The sequence below is a fragment of the Gordonia sp. ALPHA1B1 genome, assembly GCF_005502615.1.
GTDB lineage: Bacteria > Actinomycetota > Actinomycetes > Mycobacteriales > Mycobacteriaceae > Gordonia > Gordonia hongkongensis.
The window spans coordinates 64,283-79,986 of record NZ_SCOC01000023.1 but is presented as its reverse complement, the minus strand read 5'-3'; the positions used below and the strand labels follow the sequence as shown (position 1 = coordinate 79,986).

Here is a 15,704-nt window from a genome sequence, read left to right as displayed (position 1 = left end):
GACCGGAGTTCCGGGCCGACACATCTCGCCCATGACAGCACCGTCAGCCACGAAGTAAGTCAGACCCAAACCCGGTCAACCACCCACACCCATTCTCACTGCCACGAAGGGCTTCGCAACGTGTCTCACCAGACCCTAATGGGGGTGGATCGGCGTCCTGCAGGGGATGCTGGTTTGTGTGAGCCTTCCCGGCCGGTGACCACTCCGAGACCCTGAAACGGTGTCGGATTTCTACACGAAGACCGTGGCCCGGCCGGGTAAGGATCACCCGCTAGAACGCTTCTGGGATGTCGTGCCCCCTGAACCATGTGGGGTGAGCACTGATCCATTAGGCCGCGTCAAGGGTGATCACCCCAAGGTTCACACCGACGATCGATCGAGACGACCGAAGACGAGGTGAACGACCGACATGATCTGTGTGGGCAACGACTGGGCGTCGGATCATCACGACGTGTGCGTGATGGATGAACACGGCACCACCCTGGCCACCCGCCGACTACCCGAGAACGCGGCCGGCGTGACGGCGATGCATGACCTGCTCGCCCGGTTCGCCCACGACCCCTCTGAGGTGGTGGTGGGGATCGAAACCGATCACGGCATGTGGGTCGCCGCCCTGGTCGCCGCGGGCTATCAGGTGTATGCGATCAACCCGTTGTCGGTGTCGCGGTACCGCGACCGCCACCATGTCGGGGGCACCAAATCCGATAAGGCTGACGCGAAAACGCTGGCTGATCTGGTGCGGACCGACCGGCACAATCATCGATTGGTCGCCGCCGACACCGTCGAGGTCAAGGCGATCACGGTGATGGCCCGTACGCATCAGAATCTGGTGTGGGCGCGCTCAGCACAACAGAACGTGTTGCGCGCTCAACTGGGCGCCTACTATCCGGCCGCGGTCGATGCCTTCGGCGGCGACCTCGCCCACAAAGACTGCCTGGCGGTGTTGCGTCGCGCTCCCACCCCACGACAGGGAGCGGCACTGACGGTCGCGGCGATCCGATCAGCTCTGAAACAGGGTGGCCGCCAACGCAATACCGATACCCGTGCCCGCGAGATCCAGCAGGCCCTGCGTGGGGGCGGTCATCTGAGCGCACCGGAGGCACTTACCGCAGCGTATGCGGCGACCGTGACCGTGACGGTGAACATGCTGACGACGCTCAACACCCAAATTGATCAACTGGAAACCAGTATGGCCCAGTCTTTTAGAGCGCATCGCCGACGCCGAGATCTACCTGTCCATGCCCGGAGTCGGTGACATCACCGGCGCCCGGATGCTTGGCGAGTTCGGGGACGACCCCGAACGCTATGCCACCGCCAAGTCTCGCAGAAACTATGCCGGCACCTCACCACGGACCATCGCCTCAGGCAAAGGGCACGTCGTGCTGGCCCGCCATATCCGCAACACCCGCCTCAACGCCGCCGCCATGGCGATGGCGCAAAGCGCGCTGACCGGCAGTCCCGGCGCCCGCGTCTACTACGACAGCCTGCGAGATCAGAAGAAGTCCCACCCCCAAGCCTTGCGTGCGCTCGCCAACCGGCTCATCGGCATCCTCCACGGCTGCCTCAAACACCGCACCCTCTACAACGAACACACCGCCTGGAACCACCGCGCCAACCTCGCCGCTTGACACCTTGCACCCCTGGGATGTCTTCGTGGCTCGTCGCTATCGCTCCTCACACCTCAGGGAGCAATGGGTCGCTTCTTTCGATCAGGGAGCAGGCGGCGGCGTACCCGGAGCCGCGGCCGTCGTCTTGTCTCCCGGCGCACCGGCCACCAGACTCGTGGGGTCGGTGGGCTTGCCCGCGATGAGGTCGCCGATGCTCAGACCCCAACGGCCCCAACGGTCGTCGAATCTCTTCGCGCGGGCCCGCGCTTTCTCCGTCTTCGCCGGTGCGTACCGCCGGCGCGCCCACGCCGAGTGCGGTCGGGCCAGCCGGATGGCACCGGCCCAGGCGAACACCGGGATGAAGACGCCGACGATGGCGGTGGAGAACTTGCCCTTGAGCACGCACAGGATCGCGCAGGCGACATTGATCGGCACGGTGGCCACCAGCGCGACGGGACCGATCTCCACGTCCGCGTCGTCGAGCGGGTTGAACCCGAGGACCGCCATGCCCAGCGCGGCCACCGTCAGCGCCACCACCTGAACCGAGAGCTGGCCCTCCGGTGACCAATACACGTCCTGAAGGCGCAGGATCAGTGCGAACTCGTCGAGCACCAGTGAGGCGCCGACACCGATCAACACCGCACTGATCTGCGCACCGGGCGACGCCCCGTTGACACCCACCGAGAGGAAGGCGCCGACGATCGTCAGGATCAGACCGGGCACCATGTGGTGCACGTGCACGCCGTCTGAGACGTTGTTGCGGAAGGGGCCCTTGCCCGCCCGGATGAGTCGGGTGATCACCCGCGTGACGATGAACGTGATGACGAACGACGCGAACAGCAGGAACAGCGGCAGTCGCTGATGCGTGAGCTCGTCGAGGAAGTTCACCGGGTCACCGTCGGCGTCAGCCGGGGACGATACCGGTGCGGCGCTGCTCGATGATCAGGCAGCGGTCCTCGACGTACAGCAGACCCGCATCCTCGGCGATCGCCCGCGCCTCCGCCGAGATGATCCCGAGCTGCAGCCAGAGCGCGGTCGCGCCGGCGGCGACGGCCGCCCGGGCGACGTCGGCGCACTCGGGTCCCGGGCGGAACACGTCGACGAGGCCGACCTGTTCCGGGATGTCGGCCAGGGTGCGGTACACCTTCTCCCCGACGATCTCGTCGGCCGCGGGGTTCACCGGAATGATCCGCCAGCCACGGTTCTTCATGTACGCCGGTACCTCGTTGGCGGCCTTCGACGGATTGGCGCTGGCACCGACCACGGTGATCGCGTCGTAGGTGGACAGGATCTGCTCGACGACATCGTCGGTGTTGCTCGGGGCGGTCATCCCACGAGTGTAGGTGGGTGCGGGCGAGTCACCGGAGAACTCCGTGCACGACGATCGCGCTCAGCTGATCGGCCCACGCGGCCTCGAAGTCGCGATTGTCGAGCAACAGCGCATGCAGCATCGCCGCCCCGCCGACGACCTCGATTAGCCGATCCGGATCGACATCGGGATGCACCTCGCCGCGATCGACGGCGACCACCAACCGATCACGCAACGCGCCGAACACCTCCGCGAACCCGGCGTGCACACGCGCCGCCAGCTCGGGTTCGGCAGCCATGTCCGAGATGAGACCGGGCAACGCCGCGCGGGTCACGGGACTGGCGAACAGGTCACGCGCCGCCGCGACCATGATGCGGATGTCGGCGGCGACCTCACCGCTGGACGGTGGCAGCCGCATCATCCGGGAGAACGCGACGTCATGCACCAGCTCTGCCTTTCCCGTCCAGCGACGGTAGAGCGCGGTCTTCGTGGTGCCCGCGCGTTCGGCGATCGCGGCCATGGTGAGCTTGCGGTATCCGACATCGACGAGCAGTTCGGCGGCGGCGTCGAGCACCGCGGAGTCGATCCGCAGGTCGCGCGGTCGGCCCGAGACCGACTCCCCCGTCCCAGCACTCATCACTCGCCGACTTCCCTTCGAAAATTTTCGCCAAGTCGCTGCGGGCCGCCCGACCGTTCTGCTGTCATAACGCTACTCACCGTAGCGAATCTCTCGCTGCCGAACACAGGGGGTGCCATGGCCACCGAGCCCGCCGTCGAGCAGGTCGACCATCTGCAACGTTCGAGCCGGGACAACACCTCTGTCCCGGACACGCTCGCGCGCTGGCTCACCGAGCAGGACGACACTCCCGACGACACCCCCGCCGTCACGGTCGTGGCGGGCGGCGACAGCAACGGCATGTCGTCGGAGACCATCCCCGTCTCGGTGTCGTGGCCCGGCGAGCCCACCCGGCACTGGGTGATGCGGATGGCGCCGTCGACCACCGACGTCCCCGTGTTCCGTTCCTACCGAATGGATCACCAGTACGAGACGATGCGTCTGATCGCCCGGCTCAGCGACGTCCCGGTCCCGGCAGTGCACCACCTCGAGCCGACCGGCTCGCTGCTGGGAGCCCCGTTCTTTCTCATGGACCGGTGCGAGGGCGAAGTCCCACCCGATGTCATGCCGTACACGTTCGGCGACAACTGGTTCGGGGACGCCGCCGAGTACGATCGCCGGCGGGCCCAGGAGTCCGCGGTCGGCGTGATCGCCGCCCTGCACTCGATCCCCGACGCGGCCCGGCAGTTCGACTTCCTCTCCGACGACCTACCCGCCGGTGACACTCCCCTCGCTCGTCTGCTCGCCTGGTTGCGGGACTGGTACGACTTCTCGGTCGAGGGGATCGGGCGCTCTCCTCTCGTCGAGCGGGCGCTCGCCTGGCTCGCGGACAACTTCCCCGACGATGCCACGAACGCCGAACCGGTGCTGTCCTGGGGAGATTCGCGCATCGGGAACATGATGTTCGTCGACTTCACCCCGACGGCGGTGCTCGACTGGGAGATGGCGCGCACCGGTCCCCGCGAACTGGACATCGCCTGGGTGATATTCGCACACCGGGTCTTCCAGGAGCTCGCGACGATGGCCGGCCTTCCCGGGCTGCCGGACCTGCTCCGCGAGAACGACGTCCGCGACACCTACCGCGAACTCACCGGAGTCGAGTTGGGCGACCTGCGCTGGTTCTACGTCCATGCCGCGGTCCAGTGGTGCTGTGTCTTCATGCGGACCGGCGCCCGCCGCGTGCACTTCGGCGAACTCGAACGTCCCGACGACGTCGACGGCACCCTGTTCTACCACCGACCACTGCTCGAACGACTCCTCGAGGAGGACTGACCGCATGAGCCGACACGGCTTGGGCCCGATGGACGAGTACCCCATTCATCAACTACCGCAGCCGATTGCATGGCCGGGCAACAGCGACCGCAACTTCTATGACCGCGCGTACCTCAACGCCCACGACCGCAGCGGCACCATCTTTCTCATCACCGGGATCGGTTACTACCCCAACCTGGGTGTGAAGGACGCGTTCGTGCTGATCCGGCGGCGGAACCCGGACGGCACCGACACCCAGACCGCGGTGCACCTCAGCGACGCGATCGACGACAACCGGCTCGAGCAGCGCGTCGGCAACTATCGGCTGAGCATCGAGAACCCGCTGCGCGCGCTGCACCTGACGCTGGACGAGACCGAGGGCATCGCCCTGGATCTCCACTGGGAGGGCCTGTTCGACGCACTGCTCGAACAGCCGCACGTGATGAGGCAAGGCGCAAAGGTCACCCTCGACGCGCAGCGGTTCGCGCAGGTCGGCAGCTGGCGTGGTTCTATCACCGTCGATGGCGAGGACATCGTCGTCGACCCGTCGACCTGGATCGGCACCCGCGACCGTTCGTGGGGAATCCGGCCGGTCGGCGAGCCCGAGCCCGCGGGGCGGCCGGCGGATCCACCGTTCGAGGGCATGTGGTGGCTGTACGTCCCCATGGCCTTCGACGACTTCCAGCTCGTCCTCATCCTCCAGGAGGACCCCGACGGCTACCGCACACTCAACGACTGCTCGCGCGTGTGGAAAGACGGCCGCGTCGAACAACTGGGCTGGCCGAACGTCTCGGTCCATTACGCACCGGGCACCCGGGTACCCACCGGTGCAACGATTTCCACGACCGGGGCAGGGGGTTCCTCGGTGACGCTGCAGGTGGAGTCCCTGCTGCCCGTTCCCATTCATGTGGGCGGCGGTTACGGCGGTGACCCCGACTGGACCCACGGCGTCTGGCGCGGAACGGACTTCACCGAACGCCGCACCTACGACATGACCAGTGCCGAGATCGTCGGTCGCATGCCGTTCGGCGTGATCGATCACGTCGGACGCGCCGAATGCCGGGAGTCCGACGGCACCACCCGCACCGGTTGGGGACTCTTCGAGCACGGGGCACTCGGCCGGCACGACCCCTCCGGGTTCGCCGACTGGCTCAGTGTCGCACCGGAGTGAGGAGCGACTAGTTCGACGCGCGTAGCCGATACCCCATGCCGCGCACCGTCTCCAATCGGTGAGAACCGATCTTGTTCCGCAGGGCGCGCACGTAGACGTCGACCACATTCGACGCCGGGTCGAAGTCGTAACCCCAGACGTGGCCGAGGATCTGTTCGCGCGAGAGCACCTGATCGGGGTGACGCAGGAACACCTCCAGTAGTGCGAACTCGCGCGCGGTGAGGTCGAACGTCTCCGCACCCACCCGGGCGCGCCTGGACTTCAGATCCAACCGAAGATCCCCGGCGGACAACAGGTTCTCCGACGCGACGGCCGAGTCGTCGACGAGTCGTAGCCGGATGCGGGCGAGCAGTTCGGCGAACTGGAAGGGCTTGGTCATGTAGTCGTTGGCACCGCCCTCGAGGCCGTTCACCGTGTCGCTCACGCTGTCCCGGGCGGTGAGTACCACGACCGGCGTCGTGATCCCCTCGCCGCGCATGGAATACAGGACATCGAAGCCATCCATCGCCGGGAGACCGATGTCGAGGACGACCATGTCGAAACCGCCGCTGCGCACGGCCTCGAGCGCCGACAAGCCGTCGGACACGTGCTCGGTGCTGTACCCGGCCGCACGCAGTCCGTTGCCGATGAACGAGGCGATCCGCGCGTCGTCCTCGGCGATCAGAACCCGGCTCATCGCCGCTCTCCTTCTGCTGGCACCGACGGCGCTGCATCGGTGTAGGGGGTCGTGTCGGGAACCGGGACGTCGATGCCGAACGTGGCGCCGTGCCCGGGAATGCTACGTACCCAGGCGATTCCGTGATGGGCGTCGGCGATGGCCCGCACGATCGCCAGTCCCAGCCCGGCGCCGGCCGCGTGCTGAGGCGCCGACGCCGACTGCCCGCGCTGGAACCGCTCGAAGATCCGCGCCGCGTCCTCCTGCTCGACCCCCGGACCGTCGTCGGTGATCCAGATCGACAGGTGTCGCTGCGCTCCGACGCCGGCGAAGCGTGAGCCCAGCTGGATGACGGAACCGGCATGGGTGTGCCGAACCGCGTTGGAGGCGTACTGCAGCATCGCCTGGGTGATCCGGTCGTGATCCACCACGCACGGGCCCTCGGCGACCTCCATGAGCAACCACTGCCGGTCACCGAGCGGTTGCACCTTGGACTCGATGTCGAGCATCAGCTGAGCCGCGTCGGTCGGCCTGGCCACCACGAAGTCGGGTTGCTCCGACTTCGCCAGCATGAGCAGATCGCCGACGATGCGGCCCATCCGCCCCAGCTCGCTGTCCACGAGATCGAGGGTCTTGCGCCTCTCCTCCGGATCGTCGGGCAGCAACTCGAGATGGCCGCGCACGACCGTGATCGGGGTCCGCAGTTCATGTCCGGCGTCGTCGACGAACTGCCGCTGCGTCGTGTAGGCATCCTCGATACGGTCCAGCATCGCGTTGAAGGTCTGGGCCAGCGCGGCCACGTCGTCGCGTCCGATGACCGGGACCCGTGCGGTGAGGTCGTTCTCGCTGATCTCCGCGGCGACCATCCGCACACTGCGGACCGGCGCCAGGATCCGGCCCGCGACCAGATACGCCACGCCGGTGGTGACGATCATCCCGGCCAGGCCGACGATCGCCAGCACCCGCATCGTGCGGTCGACCAGTTCCCGGCCCGGGTCGGTGTAGATGCCGACGATGAAGGTTCCCGGCTGCGACGCGCCCGACGCCGGGTCGGCCGAGCCGCCACCGACGGGCGTCAGATCCACCTTGCCCCAGCGGATCTCACCGTGTGCGGTCATCAAGACCCCGGCCGCCCCGCTCTGCGCCCGCAGTTCGTCGAGGACGCGACGCCCCTCGCCCGGGGCCGGCCAGGCGTTGCCCGGCAGTTCGAGGATCTCGGTGTCGCCGACGACGCCGGCCATGACCTCGCCCTCACCGGCCGACTGCCGCGACAGGAACACCTCGAGCAGTCGCGACACCGAGGTGAACGGTTCCGTCGTCGTCGGATCGACCCCCTCGGACGCGAACGTCCGGAACTCGCTCGCCTCCTGCGCGACGTAGTTGTTCACCCGGGTGTCGACGTCACGGAGCAACAGGTTGCGCGTCACCACGAACACCACCACCAGCAGCAGGAACGTGGTGAGCATGATCCAGGCCGTGATGCGCCAACGCGCCGAGAGCGCGGGGCGCTGACGCACACCCGCACTCTCGGCTGGTCTCGCTGTCGCGTCGTCAGTCGTCCTGGCCGTCATCGATGTCATCGTCCCAGTCGTCGTCCTGGCCGTCCCAGTCGTCGTTGTCGTCCCGGCCGTTGTCGTCCCAGTCGTCGTCACAGTCGTCGTCGCGATGGGCCGCGTTGACGTCGCACCAGTCGTCGTCGTCGGAACCCAGGTTCGGCGGGACGGCCCGCTGCACCGGCGCGCCGGCCGGGACCCGGGGAACCGGGGCCGCGGCCGGGGTCGGCACCTGCGGCGACTGCGCGGGAGCAGTCTTGGCCTCCGGCGTCTGGGACACATCCACGGACACGGCGTCGGAGGCCAGGCTGGGCTCGGGCGAACGGATGAGGAAGAAGCTGGCGGTCATGACGGCAACCGCGAGCGCACCGAGGGCGATGGTGGCGAGTACTCGTGAGAAGTTCATGTCAACGACTCTGGCGGACGCCGGTGAGCCGTCCATGAGTCGAAGATGAAGGTTTTTTCATCTACGAACTGCGTGCACCGACGTCAAGAACTCGTCGATGCGGGGCCACGTCTGCTCGACCGCAGCGGACCCGGCGATCAATCCCAGATGGCTGGTCTCCACCGTGGTGAACTCGACGCGCGGCGCCCCGGAGAGCAGCCCCACCCCGTGGTGGGCGGCGGCCCAGCTGACGATCGCGTCGCGGTGACTGCCGAACAGCGCGACCGGTACCGCGACCTCGGCGAGGTCGACAACCCGTCCGCCGAAGTCGAGCACCCCGTCGGCGAGTTCCCCGCGCATGATGAAGTTCTCCCACATCTGCTCGGACACCTTGCCTGGATAGCCGGGCATCGTCTCCTGGAAACGGTCGATGGCCTTCATCCGGGTCAGCGCGTCGGTGTCGTCGGCGTTGCGCAGGATGTAGCCCGGCTTCTTGAGTTCGCGCTGCCAGGCCGTGCCCCGATAGGCGAGGCGGACCAGCGGCGCGGGGATCCCGCCGAGCGCTCGCAGCGCCATCGTCACCGGCGCGGTGCCGACCGGTTTCATCAGCGTCTTGACCAGCGGATACGGCGGGACTTTGGAGTAATCGAGAGGCGTCCCGACCGCGACGACCGACGCCACCGGCAGGTCTGGGTTCGCGGCAGCGGTCAACAGGCTGATCGTCCCGCCGATACTCCACGCGAGCAGATCGACTGCTGAGGAATCCCGCGACGTTCCGGCGGCCGGGTCGTCGGCGCTGCCGTAGAAGTCTGCGACGGTCGCAGCGACGGCCCCGGGGACGATGTCGTCGAAGAAGTCGGCGAACCCGAGGTGCCGGTCGGCGCGGGTCATGTCGCCGAAGTCGAGCACGTACGGAACCCGGCCGGTCGACAGGAGAAACTGCACCACCGACAGCCCGTCGGCGAGGTCGTAGCACGATGTGGACACCGCGAGCGGCGGGATCAGCAGCACCGGCCGCCGTCCCGTGCCGACGGCTGCGATCACCTCGTCGTCGGTGCCGTACCGCCGCAGCGTGCGGTGCGGTACGTCGGCGATCACCGTGTGCGGCGTCTCGTGGGACTCGCCGATCTGTCCACCACGTGCCAGATGGACCAGCGTCGCGACGCCGTCGAAACCACCCACCACTACCTCCCAGCCGTCGTCCGGGGACATTCAACACACCCCGCCCGGGTCATGCCCGGGCGGGGTGTGACCGTTTGGTGCACGACGCCCGCGGGTACCGGATCCGACGAGGCGCCGATGCCGTAGTCGGCGCGTACAAGGAGGTACACGGCCATGGCCGAAGAACTGAACGGCACCACCATCGCTTTCCTGGTCGCCCAGGAGGGCGCCGAGCAGGTCGAACTCACCGAACCGTGGAAGTCGGTCGAGGCGTGCGGCGGCAAGCCCGTCCTGGTGTCCACCGACTCCGGCACGGTGCAGGCGTTCAACCACCTCGACAAGGCCGACACCTTCCCCGTCGACACCCCTCTCGAGGACGCCCGCGTGATGGACTTCGACGCGCTGGTCCTGCCGGGCGGTGTCGCGAACCCGGATTTCCTGCGAACCTCGGAGCCCGCCGTCCGCTTCGTGCGCAGCTTCTTCGATGCCGGCAAGCCGGTCGCGGCCATCTGCCACGCGCCCTGGACCCTGATCGAGGCCGACGTTGTCCGCGGCCGCACCCTCACGTCGTTCCCGAGTGTGCGCACCGACGTCATCAACGCCGGCGGCACCTGGGTCGACGAGGAGGTCGTGACATGCCGCGACGGGGACAACGTGCTGATCACCAGCCGCAAGCCCGACGACCTCGCCGCCTTCAACGCCGCGATCGTCGCCGAGTTCGCGCGCACGAACGTCGCGAGCTGACCGCCCCGTCGGGGACGTCAAACGACGGACAACGGTGCAGATTCCCTGCCGGTCAGGGTGAGCAACGCCTGCTCGCCCTGACCGGTGAGCAGTGCGGTGGCGGCCGCCGTCGACAGCGCTGACGCCAGCACCTCGGCCGGCAGCGGGAGATCGGAACCGATCGCCCGCGAGATGTCGAGACCGTGCACCGCGAGTTCGAAGGTCCGGGTGGGCAGGTAATCGGACAGCATGATGCCGCCGAACGGCGTCGTCAGGGGCCGATCCCCCGTTCCCGCAAGGGCGTCGACGGCCTGTGCGCGCCGCTCCCGGACCCCGGCGCGCGGATCGTTCCCCAGGGACAGCCCGGCGTCCACTCCTCGCTGTCGGACCGACGCGGGGTCTCCGTAACCGCGGATCGATGCGAAATAGGCCGCGGTCGAGGTCAATTCGACATCACCACCGGGCTCGGCCAGGTAGGTGACGACCGTCGTCAGCGATCTGCTCGCGTGTCCGACGAGCGATCGCAACGACCATTCGCCGAGACCGGGTCCGTCCCAGCGATCGTCGGCGATCAGGTCCACCAACCGCGTCAGATGCTCGGCACCGGCCGTGAAGTCGTCGATCGCACGTGCCAGTGTTCCCTCTGCCATCTCAGTCCTTCGGAGTGCCGGCGGTCGTCGACGACGTCCCGCTCGCGGTCGCTATCTTGCGGACACGGTCGTAGAGGAGGGCGATGGTCGCGGCGAACACGATGACGCCGAGGATCTGTGCCCAGGTCCCGAAGCCGTCGCCGACGATCGCCAGCGCCGAGTCGTCGCCCGTGGCCGCCACGATGCCGGCGAAGACCACGCCGAAGAGCGCCTCGCCGACGATCAGGCCGGTGGCCAGCAGGACACCCATCCTCTTCTTGTGTTCCACTGCGCCGCCGCTGCGTTCGGCCCAGCGGTTGTAGTAGTGACCGATGAAGGCGCCGATCGGGATGATCAGGACCACCGACATCGGAAGGTACATGCCCATCCCGACAGCCAGCGGCGGCAGCCGGAAACGCCCTGCGCGATCGAGGAGTTCGTCTATCACGATCACCACCGCGCCGATCAGGGCACCGATTCCGACGAGTCCCCAGTTCAGGTCCGCCCCCAGTACCCCTTGCGCGAGGGTCGTCAGCAGACCCGCCTGCGGCGCCGCGAGCGCGTCCTCGGTGGCACCCGGCGCGCCGACGAACCCGAAGGCCTCGTACATCAGCTGCAGGATCGGCGGGATCACGGCCGACCCGAACAGCACGCCGATGATCAGCGCCACCTGCTGTTTCCACGGTGTCGCCCCGACGAGTTGACCGGTCTTGAGGTCCTGCAGGTTGTCATTGGAGATGGTCGCGACGCCGAAGACGACCGCGGCCGTGAACAACGTGTACGCGATGAGCGCGTCGGTCTGCGAGTCGTCCGCCGGCCCGAAGGTCAGCTTCACGAGCAGTGCGGCGATGAGAACCACCAGGATGCCCACGCCGGAGATGGGGCTGTTCGACGACCCGATCAGGCCCGCCATGTACCCGCACACCGACGCGACCGCCAGTCCGATGACGAACACGAAGACGATGCTGACCACGATGATCCCGGTGGCACTGCCCTCCAGAACCGTGTCGCGCACGAAGTCCCACAACAGGATTCCGATCGGGATGAGCAGCACGAGGATGCTGCCGCCGACGATGTTGATCGGCATGTCCCGCTCGGTGATGTCGACCGTGACCCCCTCCCGACGCGATCGCGAGGAGACCATGGCCGCCCGGATTCCCCGCACGATCGGACCGATGACCTTGATCAGCGTCCAGACGGCCGCGATGGCGATCGCCCCGGCCCCGATGAGTCGCACGTCATTGGCGAAGATCGAGCTGACGGCGTCGCCGAAATCCTCCCCCGCCGTGCGCCCCTGGGTCTCGATGGGCAGCAGTACGACGTAGGAGATCACCACCCCGACGAGCATGGCGATGCCCACGGTGATCCCGACGAGATGGCCGATGCCGATCAGCGACATCGACAACCCGGCACTGAACAACGTTCCGCCCGTGCCGATCCTGATCGTCGTCGAGATCGAATCGCTGAGGACCTGGAGTTTGGTGAGCAGGGCGAAACCGGCCGACGCGAGCGAACCGATGACGATCGTGCGCAGGCCGGCCTTGTTCTCCGCGGCGCCGCCCGCGGAATCGCCGACCTTCAATACCTCTGCTGCCGCAACGCCTTCCGGGTAGGGCAGGTCGGAGCCGGTGACCAGCGCGCGCCGTAGCGGGATCGAGTACATGACGCCGAGGATTCCGCCGATCGCGCACACCGCCACCGTGATCCAGTACGGGAAGCCCGTCCACCATCCGATGATGACCAGACCGGGTATGACGAAGATGATCGCCGACAGCGTGCCGGCGGCGGACGCGATCGTCTGGACGATGTTGTTCTCGACCACCGAGTGGTTGGCGAAGTACCGCAGAATGCTCATCGAGATGACGGCGGCCGGGATCGCGGTGGCGAACGTGAGGCCCACCTTGAGTCCGAGGTACACGTTGGCGGCTGTGAAGACCAGCGTGATGATGCCACCGAGGACGGCACCTCGGAGCGTCAGTTCTCGCAGGTTCGCCGTGGCCGGAGGCGCAGTCGCCATCTGGTCCCTCCCAACAGTCGGGTCCTGCGACCGGCGGTCGGTCGGACGGTGGATCATCCGGGCATTCGTCGATCCACCATAGGCCCGGATGGCCACTCGCGCTGCGACTTCCCGTGCGGCCGGGGTCGGTTCGCGTGTCGCGCCGACGCACCTCCGTACGGCACTGACCGCTTTGCGGTGTTTCGGCGAGTCGGACACGGCCACCATCGCGGCGTGTCGATCGGCGACGGTAGGGCATCATCGATCCATGAGCGAAGGGAAGACGGAGCAGTCTGCCCGCACCCGTGCGCTGCTCATCGAGGCGGCCGAGAAACTGATCGCCCTGAACGGGGTCGCGGCCGTGTCCAGTCGCCAGATCAGCAAGGCGGCCGGTCAGGGCAACAACTATGCCGTCGGCCATCACTTCGGTTCCAAGGACGATCTCCTCCGCGCCACCCTGACGTCGCACAACGTCCCGATCGAGCGGCTTCGCCAGAGATGTCTGTCGGAGGTCGGACCCGACCCCGGGGTCCGCGACTGGCTCCGCTGCCTCGTCGGACCCGAGGTCGAGTACCTCGCACAGATCGGTGCGCCGAGCTACTTCGCCCGGTTCTTCGCCCAGGTGTCGAGCGATCCGTCCGCGACCGCCCTGCTCTACGAGGAGACCGCGCGATCGGAGGTCCTCATGACGATCCTCGACCGGTTCTACGCCACCTTGCCGACCTTTCCCGACGACGTGCTCGAAGTGCGCAACAACCTGACGCGCCACATGATCGTCAACGCGCTCGCCGACATCGAACGGGCCGCCGAGGACGGCGGGACTCGAACAGCCCCATGGGAGCACGAGCGCGACCTGGTCGTCGATGCGCTGACCGGGATGTGGCTCGCGCCGGCCGCCTCCCGGTGATCAGATGACCGTGCCGACATCCCGGGCGACGATCCGGTCGAGAGCGCGCTCGGCGACCGCTGCGATGGTCATCGACGGATTGCAGGCCGCCGTATTGCCCGGCATGAGTGCGCCGTCGATGACGTAGAGCCCGCGCTGGCCGTGAACGCGTCCCTCGAGGTCGCACACCGCACCCATGTTGGCCCCGCCGAGCGCGTGCCAGGTCGAGGGGAACACCGCATTGGTGTCCGTCAGGACGGCGTCGGGTCCGGCGATCCGGCGCACGGTCCGGTCGATGTGCTTGGTCTGGATCTCCGAATCGCCCTCGTGTGGCCAGCGGATCACCGAATCTCCGATCGCCGAGTCGTAGGAGATGACGCCACGTCCCGAGCTCACCCCGAAGCCGACCATCATCGTGGTGCCGGCGTACACGGGTAGTGGCGGCAGCGATGCCTGGATGACGGTGAACGCGCACTTCGGATCGCTCCAGTTGGGGCTGCCGAAGACCACCGGTCCGCCCTGTACCGTCCCGAAGTCGATACTGGGGCTGGTCCAGGTGTAGATCCGGTCGGCGTTGGTGCCCCATCCGTGCCCCACCCCGTCGGGCAGGCCCGGCACGGTTCCGGTCGCGCGCGCCTTCACCAACAGCTTGGTCGTGTTCACGCTGCCCGCCGACAGGATGAGTGTCCCTGCGATCAGTTCGTTGTGCTCCAACACTTTCCCGGACTCGTCGGTGCGTTCGACCTCGAGGGACCATCGGCCGTCGGGTCGGCGGGCGACCTGCCGCACGGTGTGCAGGGTTCGGACCTGAACCCGCCCGGTCGCCTCGGCCTCGCGGATATAGGTGACGTCGACACTGTGCTTGCCACCGTTGTTCACGCCGATGGCGCCGTCGCCGTTGGTGTAGGCGGGCTTCGTCTCGCCACGCAGCTCGGCCGCGGCATACCCCCAGTCGATCGGCATCGGGATCTTCTGCAGCGGAAGGCCCTCGGCCCGAACTCGTTTCGCGAACTGTCGCGGTGCCAGGTATTGCGGGGAACGCACCACCGAGTCGGGCGCCACCGCGACCTTCAGCATCCGCGCGACCCGCGGGTAGTGCACACGGTTCATCAGTTGCCAGTCGAGTGCGTTCGGGAAGTGCTCGTTGAACACCGCCTCGCTCGGTTGCAGTGTCATGCCCTGGTAGACGAGGGAACCACCGCCGAGGCCGGCCGGGCAGAGTGCGGTCATGTTGACGCCCGCGACCGACTCGAACAGTCCCACATAGGGTTCGACGCTCAGCGGCTTGCCGAAGAGGTTCGGGGTCGACTCGTGCCACAGGATCCGCTTGTCCGGACTCGACGCACGCGGGAAGGTCTCCGAGTTCGGACCCGTCGGCCACCGCCGGCCCCGCTCGAGCAACAGGACCGGCACGCCGGCCTGCGCGAGCCGGAGCGCCGCGACGCCACCGCCGAATCCCGAGCCGACGATCACCACCCGATGCTCTTCGCGTGTCCGCCGGATCCGTCGCGATGGATCTCCTGACGCCGGTCCGGCTCCGGTGACGGCCGCGGCCGCCGAACCCGCCGCGGTCATCGCCGCCGCTCGCAGGAAGGTACGTCTGGTCGGTGATACCCCGGTCATGGTTCTCCTGTCGTTCGGCGCGAGATGGCGCCGGGTGCTTGGTGATTCGGCAGCTCGAGAGACGGTGGAGACCGTGGTCGCGGGTCGAGGACGCCGCGTGGGACGGACCGGGGCGTGGCCGTCGCGACACAGGATTTGT

Annotated in this window: 14 protein-coding genes and 1 pseudogene; 5 read left to right on the top strand and 10 right to left on the bottom strand. The window is 67.6% G+C overall.

Annotated elements, in window-relative coordinates; translation table 11 throughout:
* The first annotated feature begins 409 nt into the window (after nt 1–409).
* A pseudogene (locus tag FFS52_RS15965) lies at nt 410–1,628 on the top strand (IS110 family transposase).
* An 81-nt stretch (nt 1,629–1,709) separates the two neighbouring features.
* On the opposite strand, the gene FFS52_RS15960 reads toward FFS52_RS15965, so the two are convergent.
* The 3 genes from FFS52_RS15960 to FFS52_RS15950 are packed head-to-tail and all read right to left on the bottom strand — an operon-like array spanning nt 1,710 to nt 3,553.
* A complete protein-coding gene (locus FFS52_RS15960) occupies nt 1,710–2,495 on the bottom strand; it encodes a hypothetical protein (protein WP_068971664.1) in 786 nt (261 codons plus the stop codon).
* 16 nt (nt 2,496–2,511) lie between these two features.
* Entirely contained in the window at nt 2,512–2,937 is a 426-nt protein-coding gene (locus FFS52_RS15955; RefSeq protein ID WP_058252786.1) for a CoA-binding protein, read from the bottom strand.
* 28 nt (nt 2,938–2,965) lie between these two features.
* Nucleotides 2,966–3,553: a TetR/AcrR family transcriptional regulator gene (locus FFS52_RS15950; RefSeq protein WP_068971665.1), complete on the bottom strand. Its 588-nt coding sequence runs from the start codon at nt 3,551–3,553 to the stop codon at nt 2,966–2,968.
* 117 nt (nt 3,554–3,670) lie between these two features.
* Here FFS52_RS15950 and FFS52_RS15945 point away from each other — a divergent pair, with 117 nt between their 5' ends.
* Nucleotides 3,671–4,804: a phosphotransferase family protein gene (locus FFS52_RS15945; RefSeq protein ID WP_068971666.1), complete on the top strand. Its 1,134-nt coding sequence runs from the start codon at nt 3,671–3,673 to the stop codon at nt 4,802–4,804.
* A gap of 4 nt (nt 4,805–4,808) precedes the next feature.
* Nucleotides 4,809–5,954 carry a hypothetical protein gene (locus FFS52_RS15940; RefSeq protein WP_068971667.1) on the top strand — a complete coding sequence of 382 codons (1,146 nt, stop codon included), beginning with the start codon at nt 4,809–4,811 and terminating at the stop codon, nt 5,952–5,954.
* 7 nt (nt 5,955–5,961) lie between these two features.
* Here the strand turns inward: FFS52_RS15940 and FFS52_RS15935 are convergent, their stop codons facing one another.
* Genes FFS52_RS15935 through FFS52_RS15920 form a run of 4 tightly spaced genes read right to left on the bottom strand, consistent with a single transcriptional unit; the run spans nt 5,962 to nt 9,729 of the window.
* On the bottom strand, nt 5,962–6,630 hold the full coding sequence (locus FFS52_RS15935) for a response regulator transcription factor (RefSeq protein ID WP_065629444.1): 669 nt from the start codon (nt 6,628–6,630) through the stop codon (nt 5,962–5,964).
* Entirely contained in the window at nt 6,627–8,126 is a 1,500-nt protein-coding gene (locus tag FFS52_RS15930; RefSeq protein ID WP_223258982.1) for an ATP-binding protein, read from the bottom strand. The genes FFS52_RS15935 and FFS52_RS15930 overlap by 4 nt, the downstream gene beginning before the upstream one ends.
* 34 nt (nt 8,127–8,160) lie before the next feature.
* The gene (locus FFS52_RS15925) at nt 8,161–8,568 is read right to left on the bottom strand and encodes a hypothetical protein (protein WP_223258983.1); all 408 of its coding nucleotides are present in this window, start codon (nt 8,566–8,568) and stop codon (nt 8,161–8,163) included.
* Nucleotides 8,569–8,625: 57 nt separating this feature from the next.
* On the bottom strand, nt 8,626–9,729 hold the full coding sequence (locus tag FFS52_RS15920; RefSeq protein WP_137810262.1) for an alpha/beta hydrolase: 1,104 nt from the start codon (nt 9,727–9,729) through the stop codon (nt 8,626–8,628).
* A gap of 153 nt (nt 9,730–9,882) precedes the next feature.
* Between FFS52_RS15920 and FFS52_RS15915 the strand changes: the two genes are divergently transcribed.
* Complete coding sequence (locus FFS52_RS15915) at nt 9,883–10,452, top strand: type 1 glutamine amidotransferase domain-containing protein (RefSeq protein ID WP_058252794.1); 570 nt, start codon at nt 9,883–9,885, stop codon at nt 10,450–10,452.
* A 17-nt stretch (nt 10,453–10,469) separates the two neighbouring features.
* Here the strand turns inward: FFS52_RS15915 and FFS52_RS15910 are convergent, their stop codons facing one another.
* Both FFS52_RS15910 and FFS52_RS15905 read right to left on the bottom strand, forming a co-directional pair.
* Nucleotides 10,470–11,081: a maleylpyruvate isomerase family mycothiol-dependent enzyme gene (locus FFS52_RS15910; RefSeq protein ID WP_068970417.1), complete on the bottom strand. Its 612-nt coding sequence runs from the start codon at nt 11,079–11,081 to the stop codon at nt 10,470–10,472.
* Between the two features lies 1 nt (nt 11,082).
* Nucleotides 11,083–13,077, bottom strand: coding sequence for an oligopeptide transporter, OPT family (locus tag FFS52_RS15905; RefSeq protein WP_137810256.1), 1,995 nt, complete (start codon nt 13,075–13,077; stop codon nt 11,083–11,085).
* A gap of 247 nt (nt 13,078–13,324) precedes the next feature.
* Between FFS52_RS15905 and FFS52_RS15900 the strand changes: the two genes are divergently transcribed.
* The gene (locus FFS52_RS15900) at nt 13,325–13,963 is read left to right on the top strand and encodes a TetR/AcrR family transcriptional regulator (protein WP_068970416.1); all 639 of its coding nucleotides are present in this window, start codon (nt 13,325–13,327) and stop codon (nt 13,961–13,963) included.
* On the opposite strand, the gene FFS52_RS15895 is transcribed toward FFS52_RS15900, so the two are convergent.
* Complete coding sequence (locus FFS52_RS15895; RefSeq protein WP_068970415.1) at nt 13,964–15,565, bottom strand: GMC oxidoreductase; 1,602 nt, start codon at nt 15,563–15,565, stop codon at nt 13,964–13,966.
* Nucleotides 15,566–15,704 lie beyond the last annotated feature (139 nt).

Coding starts and splice junctions, on each gene's coding strand:
- FFS52_RS15955 (WP_058252786.1), bottom strand. CDS start 2,937: ATGACCGCCCCGAGCAACACCGACGATGTCGTCGAGCAGATCCTGTCC.
- FFS52_RS15950 (WP_068971665.1), bottom strand. CDS start 3,553: ATGAGTGCTGGGACGGGGGAGTCGGTCTCGGGCCGACCGCGCGACCTG.
- FFS52_RS15945 (WP_068971666.1), top strand. CDS start 3,671: ATGGCCACCGAGCCCGCCGTCGAGCAGGTCGACCATCTGCAACGTTCG.
- FFS52_RS15940 (WP_068971667.1), top strand. CDS start 4,809: ATGAGCCGACACGGCTTGGGCCCGATGGACGAGTACCCCATTCATCAA.
- FFS52_RS15935 (WP_065629444.1), bottom strand. CDS start 6,630: ATGAGCCGGGTTCTGATCGCCGAGGACGACGCGCGGATCGCCTCGTTC.
- FFS52_RS15925 (WP_223258983.1), bottom strand. CDS start 8,568: ATGAACTTCTCACGAGTACTCGCCACCATCGCCCTCGGTGCGCTCGCG.
- FFS52_RS15915 (WP_058252794.1), top strand. CDS start 9,883: ATGGCCGAAGAACTGAACGGCACCACCATCGCTTTCCTGGTCGCCCAG.
- FFS52_RS15910 (WP_068970417.1), bottom strand. CDS start 11,081: ATGGCAGAGGGAACACTGGCACGTGCGATCGACGACTTCACGGCCGGT.
- FFS52_RS15905 (WP_137810256.1), bottom strand. CDS start 13,077: ATGGCGACTGCGCCTCCGGCCACGGCGAACCTGCGAGAACTGACGCTC.
- FFS52_RS15900 (WP_068970416.1), top strand. CDS start 13,325: ATGAGCGAAGGGAAGACGGAGCAGTCTGCCCGCACCCGTGCGCTGCTC.
- FFS52_RS15895 (WP_068970415.1), bottom strand. CDS start 15,565: ATGACCGGGGTATCACCGACCAGACGTACCTTCCTGCGAGCGGCGGCG.